Annotated in this window: 15 protein-coding genes; 12 read left to right on the top strand and 3 right to left on the bottom strand. The window is 69.5% G+C overall.

The genetic code is table 11. The features are described from left to right. Positions 1 to 3: 3 nt before the first annotated feature. On the bottom strand, positions 4 to 342 hold the full coding sequence (locus tag ACWCPM_RS19580) for a PASTA domain-containing protein (RefSeq protein WP_450977456.1): 339 nt from the start codon (positions 340 to 342) through the stop codon (positions 4 to 6). 106 nt (positions 343 to 448) lie between these two features. Beyond that, positions 449 to 955 carry a GNAT family N-acetyltransferase gene (locus ACWCPM_RS19575; RefSeq protein WP_450977455.1) on the bottom strand — a complete coding sequence of 169 codons (507 nt, stop codon included), beginning with the start codon at positions 953 to 955 and terminating at the stop codon, positions 449 to 451. A gap of 98 nt (positions 956 to 1,053) precedes the next feature. Here ACWCPM_RS19575 and ACWCPM_RS19570 point away from each other — a divergent pair, with 98 nt between their 5' ends. Continuing rightward, positions 1,054 to 2,346, top strand: a complete 1,293-nt coding sequence (locus tag ACWCPM_RS19570; RefSeq protein WP_450977454.1) for a geranylgeranyl reductase family protein — start codon at positions 1,054 to 1,056, stop codon at positions 2,344 to 2,346. A 729-nt stretch (positions 2,347 to 3,075) separates the two neighbouring features. Here the strand turns inward: ACWCPM_RS19570 and ACWCPM_RS19565 are convergent. Further along, the gene (locus ACWCPM_RS19565) at positions 3,076 to 3,912 is read right to left on the bottom strand and encodes a C40 family peptidase (RefSeq protein WP_450977453.1); all 837 of its coding nucleotides are present in this window, start codon (positions 3,910 to 3,912) and stop codon (positions 3,076 to 3,078) included. Between the two features lie 715 nt (positions 3,913 to 4,627). Between ACWCPM_RS19565 and ACWCPM_RS19560 the strand changes: the two genes are divergently transcribed. From ACWCPM_RS19560 to nuoK, 11 genes are read left to right on the top strand one after another with little or no spacing between them, the layout of a single operon-like run. Next, the gene (locus ACWCPM_RS19560) at positions 4,628 to 4,987 is read left to right on the top strand and encodes an NADH-quinone oxidoreductase subunit A (protein WP_007383963.1); all 360 of its coding nucleotides are present in this window, start codon (positions 4,628 to 4,630) and stop codon (positions 4,985 to 4,987) included. Between the two features lie 14 nt (positions 4,988 to 5,001). Then, a complete protein-coding gene (locus ACWCPM_RS19555) occupies positions 5,002 to 5,556 on the top strand; it encodes a NuoB/complex I 20 kDa subunit family protein (RefSeq protein WP_450977452.1) in 555 nt (184 codons plus the stop codon). Continuing rightward, positions 5,553 to 6,302 (top strand): NADH-quinone oxidoreductase subunit C, encoded by a 750-nt coding sequence (locus tag ACWCPM_RS19550; RefSeq protein WP_450977451.1) that lies wholly within the window; start codon positions 5,553 to 5,555, stop codon positions 6,300 to 6,302. Before ACWCPM_RS19555 ends, ACWCPM_RS19550 begins: the two co-directional genes overlap by 4 nt. Next, entirely contained in the window at positions 6,299 to 7,621 is a 1,323-nt protein-coding gene (locus tag ACWCPM_RS19545) for an NADH-quinone oxidoreductase subunit D (protein WP_450977450.1), read from the top strand. Before ACWCPM_RS19550 ends, ACWCPM_RS19545 begins: the two co-directional genes overlap by 4 nt. After that, on the top strand, positions 7,618 to 8,490 hold the full coding sequence (gene nuoE / locus ACWCPM_RS19540) for an NADH-quinone oxidoreductase subunit NuoE (RefSeq protein ID WP_450977449.1): 873 nt from the start codon (positions 7,618 to 7,620) through the stop codon (positions 8,488 to 8,490). Before ACWCPM_RS19545 ends, nuoE begins: the two co-directional genes overlap by 4 nt. Next, the gene (gene nuoF / locus ACWCPM_RS19535) at positions 8,490 to 9,839 is read left to right on the top strand and encodes an NADH-quinone oxidoreductase subunit NuoF (RefSeq protein WP_450977448.1); all 1,350 of its coding nucleotides are present in this window, start codon (positions 8,490 to 8,492) and stop codon (positions 9,837 to 9,839) included. Before nuoE ends, nuoF begins: the two co-directional genes overlap by 1 nt. After that, the gene (locus ACWCPM_RS19530) at positions 9,836 to 12,340 is read left to right on the top strand and encodes an NADH-quinone oxidoreductase subunit G (protein ID WP_450977447.1); all 2,505 of its coding nucleotides are present in this window, start codon (positions 9,836 to 9,838) and stop codon (positions 12,338 to 12,340) included. Before nuoF ends, ACWCPM_RS19530 begins: the two co-directional genes overlap by 4 nt. Then, positions 12,337 to 13,713: an NADH-quinone oxidoreductase subunit NuoH gene (nuoH, locus tag ACWCPM_RS19525; protein WP_450977446.1), complete on the top strand. Its 1,377-nt coding sequence runs from the start codon at positions 12,337 to 12,339 to the stop codon at positions 13,711 to 13,713. The genes ACWCPM_RS19530 and nuoH overlap by 4 nt, the downstream gene beginning before the upstream one ends. Continuing rightward, entirely contained in the window at positions 13,706 to 14,347 is a 642-nt protein-coding gene (gene nuoI, locus ACWCPM_RS19520; protein WP_450977445.1) for an NADH-quinone oxidoreductase subunit NuoI, read from the top strand. The genes nuoH and nuoI overlap by 8 nt, the downstream gene beginning before the upstream one ends. Beyond that, positions 14,344 to 15,186: an NADH-quinone oxidoreductase subunit J gene (locus tag ACWCPM_RS19515; RefSeq protein WP_450977444.1), complete on the top strand. Its 843-nt coding sequence runs from the start codon at positions 14,344 to 14,346 to the stop codon at positions 15,184 to 15,186. Before nuoI ends, ACWCPM_RS19515 begins: the two co-directional genes overlap by 4 nt. After that, the gene (gene nuoK, locus ACWCPM_RS19510; protein WP_401436525.1) at positions 15,183 to 15,482 is read left to right on the top strand and encodes an NADH-quinone oxidoreductase subunit NuoK; all 300 of its coding nucleotides are present in this window, start codon (positions 15,183 to 15,185) and stop codon (positions 15,480 to 15,482) included. Before ACWCPM_RS19515 ends, nuoK begins: the two co-directional genes overlap by 4 nt. The last annotated feature ends 12 nt before the right edge of the window (positions 15,483 to 15,494 follow it).

The following is a 15,494-nucleotide window of genomic DNA, read 5'->3' as shown; positions in this document are numbered from 1 at the left end:
GGCTCACCTGATCGCCTCGAACGTGTCCCCGGGCTGCCCCAGCTCGCGTTCCATCCCGCCTCGTGGCGGCCTCGGCAGCCGAGGCTCCCGTACGCCCGCGCCGCCGCCGCCCTCGCCCTCGCCGAGGTCGAACCACACGCTGACCACCGCGTCGCGCGGCACCTCGACGCCGGGTGGCGGGTACTGCCGGACGACGTAGTCCACGACGGTGAGATGGAAGTCGGGCCGGTCGGGCGCGGCGAGCCGTACTCCCTCTGCCTTCGCCGCCTCACGGGCGTCCATGGCCATCAGGCCGACGAACCTCGGCACGCGCACTTCGGGTGTCTTGGGTGTTATACGCACAGATGTCACCCCCAGAGGTACTGGCAGCGTAACCGCCCGGGGGTGTCATCCGGAAGCGTCAAGTGGCTTTCTGTAGCCGACTATTACCCTCTGTCACCGTTCTTCGTCACAGGTCCAGTCGGAAACAGTGTCCCGACTTGTCCGTCCCGGGGCTGCTGAAGGTCTCGGCGCGGCGCATACCGAGTCTCTCGGTGACCGCGATCGACCGGGTGTTGCCCGCGCCGACCATGGCCACCACACTGCCGACGCCCGCCGTGCGCAGCCGTTCCAGGGTCGTCCGCGCGGCCGCGGTGGCGTATCCCTTGCCCCAGTGCTCCCGGCCGAGCCGCCAGCCGATCTCGATCTCGCCCTTCGGGCCCCATTCCCGCGGCCACGGCTGGGCGCCGGTGAAGCCGAGGACCCGGTCGTCGGAGTCGAGCACGGTCCACAGGCAGAAGCCCAGTTCGGCGTCGTGCCTGCGCTGGCGGGCGGTGAGCTCCTCGTAGACGGACAACTCGGCGGCCCGGCCGCCGTGGAACTCCATGACGTCCGGGTCGTCGAACACCCGGTGCCAGGCCACCGCGTCCTCGTCGGTGGGGACACGCAGCCGTACCACGGGGAGAGCTCGGTTCACGGGGGTATCCCTTCGGCGGGTTGATCAATTCTGCTGAATAGACTGCCCATGTCCAGTGCCGGTCGGCACACAGATTTCGAACTTGGGGAGATCCCGCCGTGGCCGAGTCTCTGACGGACAACACCGCCGATGTGATCGTGGTGGGCGCGGGCCCGGCCGGCTCGGCGACGGCCTACCACCTCGCGAAGGCCGGGCTGGACGTACTGCTCCTGGAGAAGACCGAGTTCCCGCGCGAGAAGGTCTGCGGCGACGGGCTCACCCCGCGCGCCGTCAAGCAGCTCGTGGCGATGGGCGTCGACATCTCGGAGGAGGCCGGCTGGCTGCGCAACAAGGGGCTCCGGATCATCGGCGGGGGCGTGCGGCTGCAGCTGGACTGGCCGGATCTCGCCTCCTTCCCCGACTACGGACTCGTCCGCAAGCGCGACGACTTCGACGAGCAGCTCGCCCGGCAGGCGCAGAAGGCGGGCGCGCGCCTGTACGAGCGCTGCAACGTCGGCGCGCCGATCGTGGACGAGCGCACCGGACACATCACCGGGGTGCACGCCAAGCTCGGTGACACGGGAGAGAAGCGCGAGGTCACCTTCCACGCGCCGCTGGTCGTGGCCGCCGACGGCAACTCGACCCGCCTCTCGCTCGCGATGGGCCTGCACCGCCGTGAGGACCGCCCGATGGGCGTCGCGGTCCGCACGTACTTCACCTCCCCGCGCCACGACGACGACTACCTGGAGTCCTGGCTGGAGCTGTGGGACCGCCGGGGGCCCGGCGAGGACCGGCTGCTGCCCGGCTACGGCTGGGTCTTCGGCATGGGCGACGGCACCTCGAACGTCGGCCTCGGCGTGCTCAACACCTCCGACTCCTTCAAGGAGCTGGACTGGCGCGAGGTCCTCAAGGCCTGGTGCGCCTCCATGCCCGAGGACTGGGGCTACACCCCGGAGAACATGACAGGCCCGATCCGCGGCGCCGCCCTGCCCATGGCCTTCAACCGCCAGCCGCACTACACCCGGGGCCTGCTGCTCGTCGGCGACGCCGGCGGCCTGGTGAACCCCTTCAACGGCGAGGGCATCGCCTACGCCATGGAATCCGGCCAGATCGCGGCCGACGTCATCGTCCAGGCGCACGCCCGCTCGACCCCCGCGGGTCGCGAACTCGCCCTCCAGCGCTACCCGCGCGTCCTGAAGGACACCTACGGCGGCTACTACACGCTGGGCCGGGCCTTCGTGAAGCTCATCGGCAACCCGAAGGTGATGAAGATCGCCGCCCAGCGCGGTCTGACGCACCCCGTCCTGATGAAGTTCACGCTGAAGATGCTCGCCAACCTGACCGACCCCACGGGCGGCGACGCGATGGACCGCATCATCAACGGGCTGAGCAAGGTGGCCCCGCGTTCGTGATCGTTCGGGCCGGATGGCGCGAGCCCGGTTGTGGCCCGTGGTGCGAGGTCGTTCTCGCCGTGGGCCACGATCGGTGGGCCGGACATCGGGCTCGGCACCCGGGGCGGCGTCCGGTCAGCGGATCGTCCACCACGCGATACCCGAACCCGTCGCCGTCGTCAGCGGCGTGAGGAGCCAGGGTGGCACGCGCCCAACGGTGAGCCGTACCTCGCCGAGGCGCAGGTCCACGGCCGTGGGGGGCGGTGGCGAAGGCGCGGTCTCAGGCTTCTCGGGCTGACATGTGCCCGGGATTCGGCATCGCTTTTGGAGGGCGCGGCGGCCCTGAGGTGCCCCGCCGCTTCACCGACGGCCTGGAGCGGCGTGCGGCCACGTCCGCACGGACGTCGACGCCGCCGGCATGGAGGGTGCCGACGAATCCGCCCGGCTCGCCGGTCAATACCCTGCCCGAAGCGGACAATTCGCCTGCGGGGTGCTGTCGTCTCCGGGAGCCGTACCGGCCGGCGGAGCGGGAGCCCCCGGGCGCGCCGAAGCCCCGCGTCACCGGCTCGGCCCGCGCGACACCTTCGACCTCGGCCGGCGTCGTCCGCGCACGCGGACGAGGTCAGGCGGGGCATGAAGGGGCGCGGACGCGATACGGACGAAGGTACGGACGGGCCGCTGCCTCTGGAGGTTGCGGCCCATCCGTACCTCAATGCGCCTTTTGTGTAGGGATGGTGCGGCGCGTTCGCGTCAGAGGACGCGCACCGCACCCGACGCCGGGTAGCCGGAGAGGTCCTGGACGACGACGCCCTTCGAGGGGTTGGCCGCGTCCAGGTACTGGCCGTTCCCGACGTACACACCCACGTGGTACGCCGAGCCCTTGCCGCCCCAGTACAGGATGTCGCCGACCTGGAGGTTCGACAGCGAGACGTCCGTGCCGACCATCGACTGGTCCTGCGACACGCGCGGCAGGTCGACGCCGACCTGCTTGAACGCCGCCTGGACCAGGCTGGAGCAGTCCCAGGCGTTGGGGCCGCTGGCGCCCAGCACGTAGGCGTCGCCCACCTGGGCCTGAAGGAAGGCGATGACGGTTGCGACGCTGCCGCCGGACGGCACGCTGACGGCGTCGGAGGCCGTGGAGGCCGTCGACAGCGTCGCCCGCTCGGCGTCGCGCGAGGCGCGCTCCGCGGCGGCCTGGCGCGCCTCCTCGGCGGCCTTCTTGCGGGCCTCCGCCTTCTTCTTGGCCACGGCCAGGTCGGCCTTGGCCTCCTTGGCGGCCTGTGCGGCGGCCGCGTCACGCTCGGCCTGCAGCTCGTAGTTCGCGGCGGCCAGCTGCGTGGCGTCCGCGGACTGGGCGACCTGTGCCGACAGGTCGGCCGTGAGAGTGGGCAGCTCGATCGTCTGCGTCACCGGCTCGGCGGCGAATGCCGAGGCCGACGTGCCGGCGACGGCCACGGTGCTGAGGATGCCACCGGCAACTCCGGCGCGCATCGCCATCGTCGAGGCGCTGCGCTGGCGGGGCTTCCGGTGGCTACGTATGTGGGCGGTGTGGGACATGGGAATAACCGGTATCAGGGGCTCCTCCATACCTTCAAGGAACGTGTGGTCCGCCACAGTTGTTCAATCGGCGGCCTGAATCTTTGGAGTGCCGCACCTTATTGACGCCGTAACGGACATTGCGGACGTCCGTCATCAAGCCTGTGATCACGGGCTTTCATCATTACGCCCGAATTGCCCGCGTCCTACCACCGGTTGGGGCGGATGGCCAAGCCCGCTTCTCATGGGCCCCTCGTGAATGTGGCGGAGGTCACGGAACGGTTACCGGAGCCGGTGCGTCCGGCGCGGGGAGGCCGACGTCGCCGAGTTCGTGAACGCGCGCACGCGTCCACACCTCGTTCCGGACTCCCCCTGATGTGTGAACGCGTCCCACTATCAGGCCGTGGCGACCCGCTCCAATTTGCATGCAGGGGAAGTCTCTTGATATGGAGACGCCCCTTCCGAACTGTGCTGACTAGCGGAAATGTCACCACAGGTGATCACTTGAACGCCTCAAGTGCGAAGATCGCCGATCATCCGACTTCATGATCCATCGTCAGGTGGCAGAGATCACAAAGCTTGTGTAATACCCCGTGTCGCAGATCACAGAGCGGCAGGCATAAGATGCGAGGCAGTTGGGCTTGTGACCTGCTTCACATGTTCTCGATCTTCGCCGGGACGAGCGGGGCTCGTGGGACGCGTGAGGCGGATGTGAGCCCGTGCACCACCGCCAGCAGTCAGTGCCGACTGAGAGGAGCGAGGAGCGGTGAACGCGTATGCGCCCATCCTCGTACTGGGAGCCCTCGGGGCAGGCTTTGCGATCTTCTCCGTGGTCATGGCCACGCTGATCGGTCCGAAGCGGTACAACCGCGCCAAGCTCGAAGCCTATGAATGCGGCATCGAGCCGACCCCCACGCCGGCCGGCGGCGGGCGCTTCCCCATCAAGTACTACCTGACGGCGATGCTCTTCATCGTCTTCGACATCGAGATCGTCTTCCTCTACCCGTGGGCCGTCACCTTCGACGCCCTGGGTGTGTTCGGGCTCGTGGAGATGCTGCTCTTCGTGCTCACCGTCTTCGTCGCCTACGCGTACGTGTGGCGGCGCGGCGGCCTGGAATGGGACTGAGGGGCCTTTAAGTCATGGGACTCGAAGAAAAGCTGCCGAGCGGATTCCTGCTGACCACCGTCGAGCAGGCCGCGGGCTGGGTACGCAAGGCGTCCGTCTTCCCCGCCACGTTCGGCCTCGCCTGCTGTGCCATCGAGATGATGACCACCGGCGCCGGCCGCTACGACCTGGCGCGCTTCGGCATGGAGGTCTTCCGCGGATCGCCCCGCCAGGCGGACCTGATGATCGTGGCCGGCCGGGTCAGCCAGAAGATGGCGCCGGTGCTGCGGCAGGTCTACGACCAGATGCCGAACCCCAAGTGGGTGATCTCCATGGGGGTGTGCGCCTCCTCCGGCGGCATGTTCAACAACTACGCCATCGTCCAGGGCGTCGACCACATCGTCCCGGTCGACATCTATCTCCCCGGCTGCCCGCCACGGCCGGAGATGCTGTTGGACGCCATCCTCAAGCTCCATCAGAAGATCCAGGGCTCCAAGCTCGGCGTGAACGCCGAGGACGCGGCCCGGGAGGCCGAGGAAGCGGCGCTCAAGGCCCTGCCCATGATCGAGATGAAGGGGCTGCTGCGATGAGCGACGCGAACAGCGGGGCGTCGGACGGCGTCAACCCCGAGAAGGACCTCTCCTCCTCCAACCTCCCGGGTCAGCGCGGCCAGGGCGGCGAGGAGATCCGCGTGCAGCGCGGCATGTTCGGCGCCGCCAACGGCGGCGACACCTCCGGCTACGGCGGCCTGGTCCGCTCGGTCCGGCTGCCCGGACCGGCCACCCGCCCCTACGGCGGCTGGTTCGACGAGGTCGCCGACGAGCTGGAGGGCGCCCTGGAGGAACAGGGACTGCTCCCCGAGAACGCCGTGGAGAAGACGGTCGTCGACCGGGGCGAGGTCACCTTCCACATCGAGCGCGAGCACCTGGTCCGCGTCGCCCGCACCCTGCGCGACGACCCGGCGCTGCGCTTCGAGCTGTGCACCGGCGTCAGCGGGGTCCACTACCCCAGCGACAAGGGCCGCGAGCTCCACGCCGTCTACCACCTGCGGTCGATCACCCACAACAGGCTGATCCGCCTCGAGGTCAGCGCCCCGGACAGCGACCCCCGCATCCCGTCGCTGGTCGCCGTCTACCCCACCAACGACTGGCACGAGCGCGAGACCTACGACTTCTTCGGGATCGTCTTCGAAGGTCACCCGGCCCTGACGCGGATCATGATGCCGGACGACTGGCAGGGCCACCCGCAGCGCAAGGACTACCCCCTCGGCGGCATCGCCGTCGAGTACAAGGGCGCCCAGATCCCGGCTCCGGACCAGCGGAGGTCGTACTCATGAGCACGCAGCACGCAACTCCGCGTGAGACCACCGAGGGCGCCGTATATACGGTCACCGGTGGCGACTGGGACGAGGTCGTCCAGTCCGCGGCCCGCGCCGACGACGAGCGCATCGTCGTCAACATGGGGCCCCAGCACCCCTCCACCCACGGCGTGCTCCGCCTGATCCTGGAGATCGAGGGCGAGACGGTCACCGAGGCCCGGTGCGGCATCGGCTACCTGCACACCGGCATCGAGAAGAACCTGGAATTCCGGACGTGGACGCAGGGCACCACCTTCGTCACGCGCATGGATTACCTGACGTCCTTCTTCAACGAGACCGGCTACTGCCTCGCCGTCGAGAAGCTTCTCGGCATCGAGGACGAGATCCCCGACCGGGCCACGATCATCCGGGTGCTCCTGATGGAGCTGAACCGGCTCTCCTCGCATCTGGTGTGCATCGCCACCGGCGGCATGGAGCTCGGCGCCACCACGATCATGATCTACGGATTCCGCGATCGTGAAATGATTCTCGACATCTACGAGCTCATCACGGGCCTGCGGATGAACCACGCGTACATCCGCCCCGGCGGACTCGCCCAGGACCTGCCGCCCGGCGCGGTGGACCAGATCCGCGAGTTCGTGAAGAAGATGAAGAAGAACCTCCCGGAGTACGACAAGCTCGCCACCGGGAACCCCATCTTCAAGGCCCGTATGCAGGACATCGGCTATCTCGACCTGGCCGGCTGCATGGCCCTCGGCGCCACCGGCCCGATCCTGCGCGCCACCGGACTGCCGCACGACCTGCGCAAGTCCCAGCCGTACTGCGGCTACGAGACGTACGACTTCGAGGTGCCGACCGCCGACACCTGCGACTCCTACGGCCGTTTCCTCATCCGTCTGGAGGAGATGCGCCAGTCGCTCAGGATCGTCGAGCAGTGCCTGGACCGGCTGAAGCCCGGGCCGGTCATGGTCGGCGACAAGAAGATCGCCTGGCCCGCCCAGCTCGCCCTGGGCCCGGACGGACTGGGCAATTCGCTGGACCACATCAAGAAGATCATGGGCACCTCCATGGAGGCCCTGATCCACCACTTCAAGCTCGTGACCGAGGGCTTCCGCGTCCCGCCGGGGCAGGCGTACACGGCGGTCGAGTCGCCCAAGGGCGAGCTGGGGGTGCACGCCGTGTCCGACGGCGGCACCCGTCCCTTCCGGGTCCACTTCCGTGACCCGTCCTTCACCAATCTGCAGGCCATGGCGGCGATGTGCGAGGGCGGCCAGGTGGCCGACGTCATCGTCGCCGTCGCGTCCATCGACCCCGTGATGGGAGGCGTCGACCGGTGACCACCTCTTCTTCGGAGCGGGGCGTCAGCCTGGGCATGCCGGAACTGCCCGCGCCCGACTACCCGGACGACGTCCGGGCCCGGCTGGAGGGGGACGCGCGCGAGGTCATCGCCCGCTACCCCGACTCCCGCTCCGCGCTGCTGCCCCTGCTGCACCTCGTGCAGGCGGAGGAGGGCCATGTCACGCGCACGGGTATGCGGTTCTGCGCGGACGTGCTCGGCCTGACCACGGCCGAGGTCACGGCCGTCGCCACCTTCTACTCCATGTACCGGCGCAGGCCGAGCGGCGACTACCAGGTGGGTGTGTGCACCAACACCCTCTGCGCGGTGATGGGCGGTGACGCGATCTTCGAGGCGCTGCAGGAGCACCTCGGCCTCGGCAACGGCGGCACCACCGACGACGGCAAGGTCACGCTGGAGCACATCGAGTGCAACGCGGCCTGCGACTTCGCGCCGGTCGTGATGGTCAACTGGGAGTTCTTCGACAACCAGACCGTGCAGAGCGCGAAGCGCCTGGTGGACGACCTGCGCGCGGGAGAGCGGGTCGAGCCGACGCGCGGGGCGCCGCTGTGCACGTTCAAGGAGACCGCCCGGATCCTGGCGGGCTTCCCCGACGAGCGGGAGGGCGCCGTCGAGGCCACGGGCGGAGCGGGACCCGCGTCGCTGGTGGGCCTCCGCCTCGCCAGGGGAGAGGCCGCACCCGCGCGCGTGGTCCATCCGCGGGAGGGCGGTCCGCACGAGGAGCCGCACGACGGGGCGGTCCACGAGCCGTCACCGGCGGAGCACCTCGGTTCGCACGACGCACCGCAGAAGACATCGGCGTCCGACCCCTCCCACCCGGCAGGGCCTGTCGCCGAGGAGGGGGAGTGATGACGTTGGCACCCGAGCTCAAGGACACCAGCCCCGAGAAGCTGCTGGCACCCGTGCTGTCGTCCTTCTGGGACGAGGAGGGGTCCTGGACCCTGGACGTCTACCGGAGGCACGACGGGTACGAGGGGCTCCGCAAGGCGCTCGCGATGACGCCCGACGACCTCATCGCGTACGTCAAGGAATCCGGGCTGCGCGGCCGCGGCGGCGCGGGATTCCCGACCGGGATGAAGTGGCAGTTCATTCCCCAGGGGGATGGAAAGCCGCACTATCTGGTGGTCAACGCCGACGAATCGGAACCCGGGACGTGCAAGGACATCCCGCTCCTCTTCGCGAACCCGCACAGCCTCATCGAGGGCATGATCATCGCGTGTTACGCCATCAGGTCGTCGCACGCCTTCATCTATCTGCGGGGTGAGGTCGTCCCCGTTCTGCGGCGACTGCACGCGGCCGTCGCGGAGGCGTACGCGGCGGGCTACCTCGGCGAGAACATCCTGGGCAGCGGGATGGACCTAGACATCACCGTGCACGCCGGCGCCGGCGCGTACATCTGCGGTGAGGAAACCGCGCTGCTCGACTCGCTCGAAGGCCGCCGGGGCCAACCGCGGCTCCGTCCCCCCTTCCCTGCCGTCGCGGGCCTCTACGCGTGCCCCACTGTGGTGAACAACGTCGAATCGATCGCCTCTGTTCCCGCCATCCTGAAGAACGGCAAGGAATGGTTCAGGTCGATGGGGAGCGAGAAGTCGCCCGGCTTCACGCTCTACTCGCTCAGCGGTCACGTCGCGAGTCCCGGCCAGTACGAGGCGCCGCTCGGGATCACCCTGCGCCAGCTCCTCGACATGAGCGGCGGGATGCGGCCCGGCCACCGGCTGAAGTTCTGGACGCCGGGCGGGTCCTCGACGCCGCTGCTCACCGACGAGCACCTCGACGTCCCCCTCGACTACGAAGGGGTGGGCGCCGCGGGTTCCATGCTCGGCACCAAGGCCCTGCAGTGCTTCGACGAGACGACCTGCGTCGTGCGCGCCGTGACCCGCTGGACCGAGTTCTACGCCCACGAGTCCTGCGGCAAGTGCACGCCCTGCCGTGAAGGAACGTACTGGCTCGTGCAGTTGCTCCGGGACATCGAGGCCGGCAAGGGCGCGATGAGCGACCTCGACAAGCTGGCCGACATCGCCGACAACATCAACGGCAAGTCCTTCTGCGCCCTCGGCGACGGCGCCGCCTCGCCGATCTACTCCTCGCTCCAGTACTTCCGCGACGAGTACGAGCAGCACATCACGGGCCGTGGCTGCCCGTTCGACCCGGCCAGGTCGACGGCCTGGGCCGACCACCGTACGGAGGTGAACGCATGACTGTGACCACGAGCGCTCCCTCCGGTGGGGGAGAGGCGGCCGTACCACCGGAGGACCTCGTCACGCTGACGATCGACGGCGCCGAGATCAGCGTCCCCAAGGGCACCCTGGTCATCCGGGCCGCCGAACAGCTCGGCATCGAGATCCCGCGGTTCTGCGACCATCCCCTCCTCGACCCGGTCGGTGCCTGCCGCCAGTGCATCGTCGACGTCGAGGGCCAGCGCAAGCCGATGGCGTCCTGCACCATCACCTGCACCGACGGGATGGTGGTCAAGACCCAGCTGACCTCGCCGGTCGCCGAGAAGGCGCAGCACGGTGTGATGGAGCTGCTGCTCATCAACCACCCGCTGGACTGCCCGGTCTGCGACAAGGGCGGTGAGTGCCCGCTGCAGAACCAGGCGATGTCCCACGGCAACGCCGAGTCGAGGTTCGAGGGCCGCAAGCGCACCTTCGCGAAGCCGGTGCCGATCTCCACGCAGGTGCTGCTGGACCGTGAGCGGTGCGTGCTGTGCGCGCGCTGCACCCGCTTCTCCAACCAGGTCGCGGGCGACCCGATGATCGAGCTGCTGGAACGCGGCGCGCTGCAGCAGGTGGGCACCGGCGAGGGCGACCCCTTCGAGTCGTACTTCTCCGGCAACACGATCCAGATCTGCCCGGTCGGCGCGCTGACCTCGGCCGCGTACCGGTTCCGCTCCCGCCCGTTCGACCTGGTCTCCTCGCCGAGCGTGTGCGAGCACTGCTCCGGCGGCTGCGCCACCCGCACCGACCACCGCCGCGGCAAGGTCATGCGGCGCCTCGCGGCGAACGACCCCGAGGTCAACGAGGAGTGGATGTGCGACAAGGGACGCTTCGCGTTCCGCTACGCGCAGGTGAAGGACCGCCTGGAGACACCGCTGCTGCGCAACGCCGAGGGTGAGCTGGAGCCCGCCTCCTGGCCGGAGGCGCTGCAGATCGCCGCTCAGGGGCTGCTCGCCTCGCGCGGGCGCACCGGCGTGCTCACCGGTGGCCGGCTCACCGTCGAGGACGCGTACGCGTACAGCAAGTTCGCGCGGGTGGCCCTCGACACCAACGACATCGACTTCCGCGCGCGCGTGCACAGCGGTGAGGAGTCCGACTTCCTCGCCGCGCGGGTCGCCGGACGCGGCCGCGACCTCGACGGTACGGGCGTCACGTACACGCTCCTGGAGAAGGCGCCCGCCGTCCTGCTGGCCGGGTTCGAGTCGGAGGAGGAGGCGCCCGGCGTCTTCCTGCGGCTGCGCAAGGCCTGGCGCAAGCACGGGCAGAAGGTGTTCTCGCTCGCCACGCACAGCACGCGCGGCCTGGAGAAGGCGGGCGGCACGCTGCTGCCGGCCGCCCCCGGCACCGAGACCGAGTGGCTGGACGCGCTCGCGGGCGGCGCCGGCCTGGAGGACGACGGTGCGGTGGCCGCCGAGGCGCTGCGCGCCGAGGGCGCCGTGATCGTCGTGGGTGAGCGGCTGGCCGGCGTCGCCGGTGGCCTCACCGCCGCCGTACGGGCCGCGTCCGCGACCGGCGCGCGGCTGGTGTGGATTCCGCGGCGGGCCGGGGAACGCGGTGCGATCGAGGCGGGTGCCCTGCCGTCGCTGCTGCCGGGCGGACGCCCGGCGACCGACCCGCGCGCGCGGGACGAGGTCGCGAGCGCGTGGGGCGTCGCCGAACTCCCGATGCGCTACGGCCGGGACACCGGTCAGATCGTCGAGGCCGCGGCGAGCGGCGAACTCCAGGCGCTGCTGGTGGCCGGTGTCGAGGTCGCGGACCTTCCGGACCCCACGCGCGCGCGTGAGGCGCTCGGCGAGGTCGGCTTCCTGGTCTCGCTCGAACTGCGGCCCAGTGAGGTCACGCGGCTCGCCGACGTGGTCCTGCCGGTCGCCGCGGTGGCCGAGAAGGCGGGCGCGTTCCTCAACTGGGAGGGCAGGGTGCGCTCCTTCGACGCCGCGCTCAAGCCCGACCAGATGAGCCGCCGCCTCGCGCCCACCGACGCGCGCGTGCTGCAGATGCTGGCCGACGCCATGGACGTCCACCTGGGTCTGCCGGATCTGCGGACCGCGCGCGCGGAGCTGGACCGGCTCGGTGCCTGGGGCGGGCCCCAGGCCACCGATCCCGTGGAGACCGCGGGAGCGCTGCCTCGGCCCGCGGCCGGCGAGGCCGTACTGGCCGGTCACCGGCTGCTGCTCGACCAGGGCCGGCTCCAGGAGGGCGACGAGGCGCTGGCCGGGACACGGCACGCCGCACGCGTGCGCTTGTCGTCCGCCACGGCCGCCGAGGCGGGCGTCAAGGACGGCGATGTGCTCGCCGTGACCGGCTCCGCCGGCACGGTCCGGCTGCCGCTCCAGGTCACCGAGATGCCGGACCGGGTGGTCTGGCTGCCGCTGAACTCCGCGGGCGGGGGCGTCGCCTCCGACACCGGGGCGCTGCCCGGCTCGCTCGTCCGCATCGGCCCGGCGACGCCCGCCGGTGAGGCCACCGAGGAGGTGGAGGCATGAGCCCGTACTTCGTCGCCGCTGAAGACCTCTCCATGTTCGGCCGCGACCCGTGGTGGCTGGTCGCGATCAAGGCGGTGTTCTGCTTCGCCTTCCTGATGGTGACCGTGCTGTTCTCCATCGTCTGGGAGCGCAAGGTCGTCGCCTGGATGCAGCTGCGCATCGGCCCCAACCGGCACGGCCCCTGGGGCATGCTCCAGTCGCTCGCCGACGGCATCAAGCTGATGCTCAAGGAAGACCTCATCGTCAAGCGCGCGGACAAGGTCGTCTACGTCCTCGCGCCGATCATCGCGGCCATCCCGGCGTTCATGGCGATCGCGGTGATCCCGTTCGGTCCGGCCGGCAACGAGATCTCGATCTTCGGGCAGCGCACCACGATGCAGCTGACCGACCTGCCGATCGCGATGCTGTACGTCCTCGCGGTGGCCTCGGTCGGCATCTACGGCATCGTGCTCGCGGGGTGGAGCTCCGGTTCCACGTATCCGCTGCTCGGCGGTCTGCGCTCCTGCGCGCAGATGATCTCCTACGAGATCGCCATGGGCGCCGCCTTCGCGTCGGTGTTCCTCTACTCGGGCTCGATGTCGACGTCGGCGATCGTCGAGGCGCAGGCGGACCGCTGGTTCGTGGTCCTGCTGCCGGTCTCCTTCGTGATCTACATCGTGACGATGATCGGCGAGACCAACCGCGCGCCGTTCGACATGCCGGAGTCCGAGGGCGACCTCGTCGGCGGGTTCAACACCGAGTACTCGTCGATCAAGTTCGCGATGTTCATGCTCGCCGAGTACGTCAACATGGTGACCGTCTCGGCCGTGTCCGTGACGCTCTTCCTGGGCGGCTGGCGGGCCCCGTGGCCGATCAGCACCTTCTGGGAGGGCGCCAACCACGGCTGGTGGCCGATGCTCTGGTTCGTCGTCAAGGTGCAGCTGCTGCTGTTCTTCTTCATCTGGCTGCGCGGCACGCTCCCGCGCGTCCGCTACGACCAGCTGATGAAGCTCGGCTGGAAGGTCCTGATCCCGGTCTCCGTGGTCTGGCTGATGCTGGTCGCGACCGTGCGGACGCTGCGCAACGAGAACTACGCCTTCGCCGACATCGCGCTCTACGTGGGTGGCGGAGTCCTCGCCCTGCTGCTGCTCTCGTTCGTCGTGGACTTCTTCCGCGACCGCTCCAGGTCGGCACAACCGCCCGCCGAGCAGCCCGCGTTCGACCCGATGGCCGGTGGATTCCCGGTGCCGCCGCTGCCCGGACAGGAGCTGCCGCCGGTGCCGAGGCGCCGCTCGAGCCGTGAGCGTGAGCTGATTGTCAGTGGTGGGCCCGATACTCAGAGTGACGGATCTCTGGGTGGATCTACGGATGGAAAGGAGGCGTCCGATGGCTGAGGAACCCAAGGAGACCAAGCCCGGTTTCCAGAACCCCGTGGCCGGCTTCGGCGTGACCTTCAAGGCCATGTTCAAGAAGCGGCTGACCGAGCAGTACCCGGAGCAGCAGAAGACCACGGCCCCACGGTTCCACGGACGGCACCAGCTCAACCGCCATCCGGACGGCCTGGAGAAGTGCGTCGGTTGCGAGCTGTGCGCCTGGGCCTGCCCCGCCGACGCCATCTACGTGGAGGGCGCGGACAACACGGAGGAGGAGCGCTACTCGCCGGGTGAGCGGTACGGGCGGGTGTACCAGATCAATTACGCCCGCTGCATCCTGTGCGGCCTGTGCATCGAGGCGTGCCCCACGCGCGCGCTGACGATGACGAACGAGTTCGAGCTCGCCGACTCCAGCCGCGCCAACCTCATCTACACCAAGGAGCAGCTGCTGGCCGGCCTCGAAGAGGGCATGGTCGACTCGCCGCACGCCATCTACCCCGGGATGGACGAGCAGGACTACTACCGGGGCCTGGTGACGGAGGCCGCGCCCGGTACGGTGCCTCAGGTCGCCGTCTCCGAGGGCGAGAAGCCCGAGGACGCGGCCTCGGCCCCCGGTGACGGCGAAACCGCCTCGGAGAAGGTGGTCGGACGATGACCGCGCAGCTCGCCGCCTACACCACCTCCACCGGCGAGGCCGTCCAGTTCTGGATCCTCGGCACGGTCGCGGTGATCGGCGCCCTGTGCACCGTCTTCATGAAGAAGGCCGTGCACAGCGCCCTCTGCCTGGCCGGCACGATGATCGTCCTGGCGGTGTTCTACCTCGCCAACGGCGCCTACTTCCTGGGCATCGTGCAGATCGTCGTCTACACCGGCGCGATCATGATGCTGTTCCTGTTCGTGGTGATGCTGGTCGGTGTCACGGCGGCGGACTCCCTGAAGGAGACCATCAAGGGCCAGCGCTGGCTGGCCCTGCTCTGCGGCCTGGGCTTCGGTGCGCTGCTCGTCGGGGGCATCGGCAACGCCTCGCTGACCGAGTTCAACGGCATCGGCCAGGCGAACGCCGGGGGCAACGTGGAGGGCCTCGCCGCCCTCATCTTCACCAAGTACGTCTTCGCGTTCGAACTCACCGGGGCCCTGCTGATCACGGCCGCGGTCGGCGCCATGGTGCTCACCCACCGCGAGCGCACCGAGCGCGCCAAGACCCAGCGCGAGCTGGCCGAGGAGCGCGTCCGCGAGGGCAAGCACCTGCCGCCGCTGCCGGCGCCCGGTGTGTACGCGCGGCACAACGCGGTGAACATCGCGGGCCTGCTGCCCGACGGCACCCCGTCCGACCTCACGGTCAGCAGGACGCTGCGCGAGCGCGGACAGATCCGGGACGTCTCCACCGAGGCGCTCGACGACCTGCGGGCTCTCGAACAGCGCTCTCAGGACCGGCTGGAGCGGGACGAGATCGATCCGCCGACGTTCAAGCGGACCGAGGAGGCGTCGAAGTGAACCCCGTCAACTACCTCTACCTCGCCGCTCTGCTGTTCACGATCGGCGCGACCGGCGTGCTGATCCGGCGGAACGCGATCGTGCTGTTCATGTGCATCGAGCTGATGCTCAACGCCTGCAACCTCGCGTTCGTCGCCTTCTCCCGGATGCACGGCAATCTCGACGGCCAGATCATCGCGTTCTTCACGATGGTCGTCGCCGCGGCGGAGGTCGTGGTCGGTCTCGCGATCATCGTGTCGCTGTTCCGCGCCCGCCACTCGGCCTCGGTCGACGACGCCAGCCTGATGAAGCTCTAAGGGGTCGCTGCA

This window comes from Streptomyces sp. NPDC002309, assembly GCF_053593375.1.
This window is presented reverse-complemented; position numbering and strand designations above follow the sequence as displayed.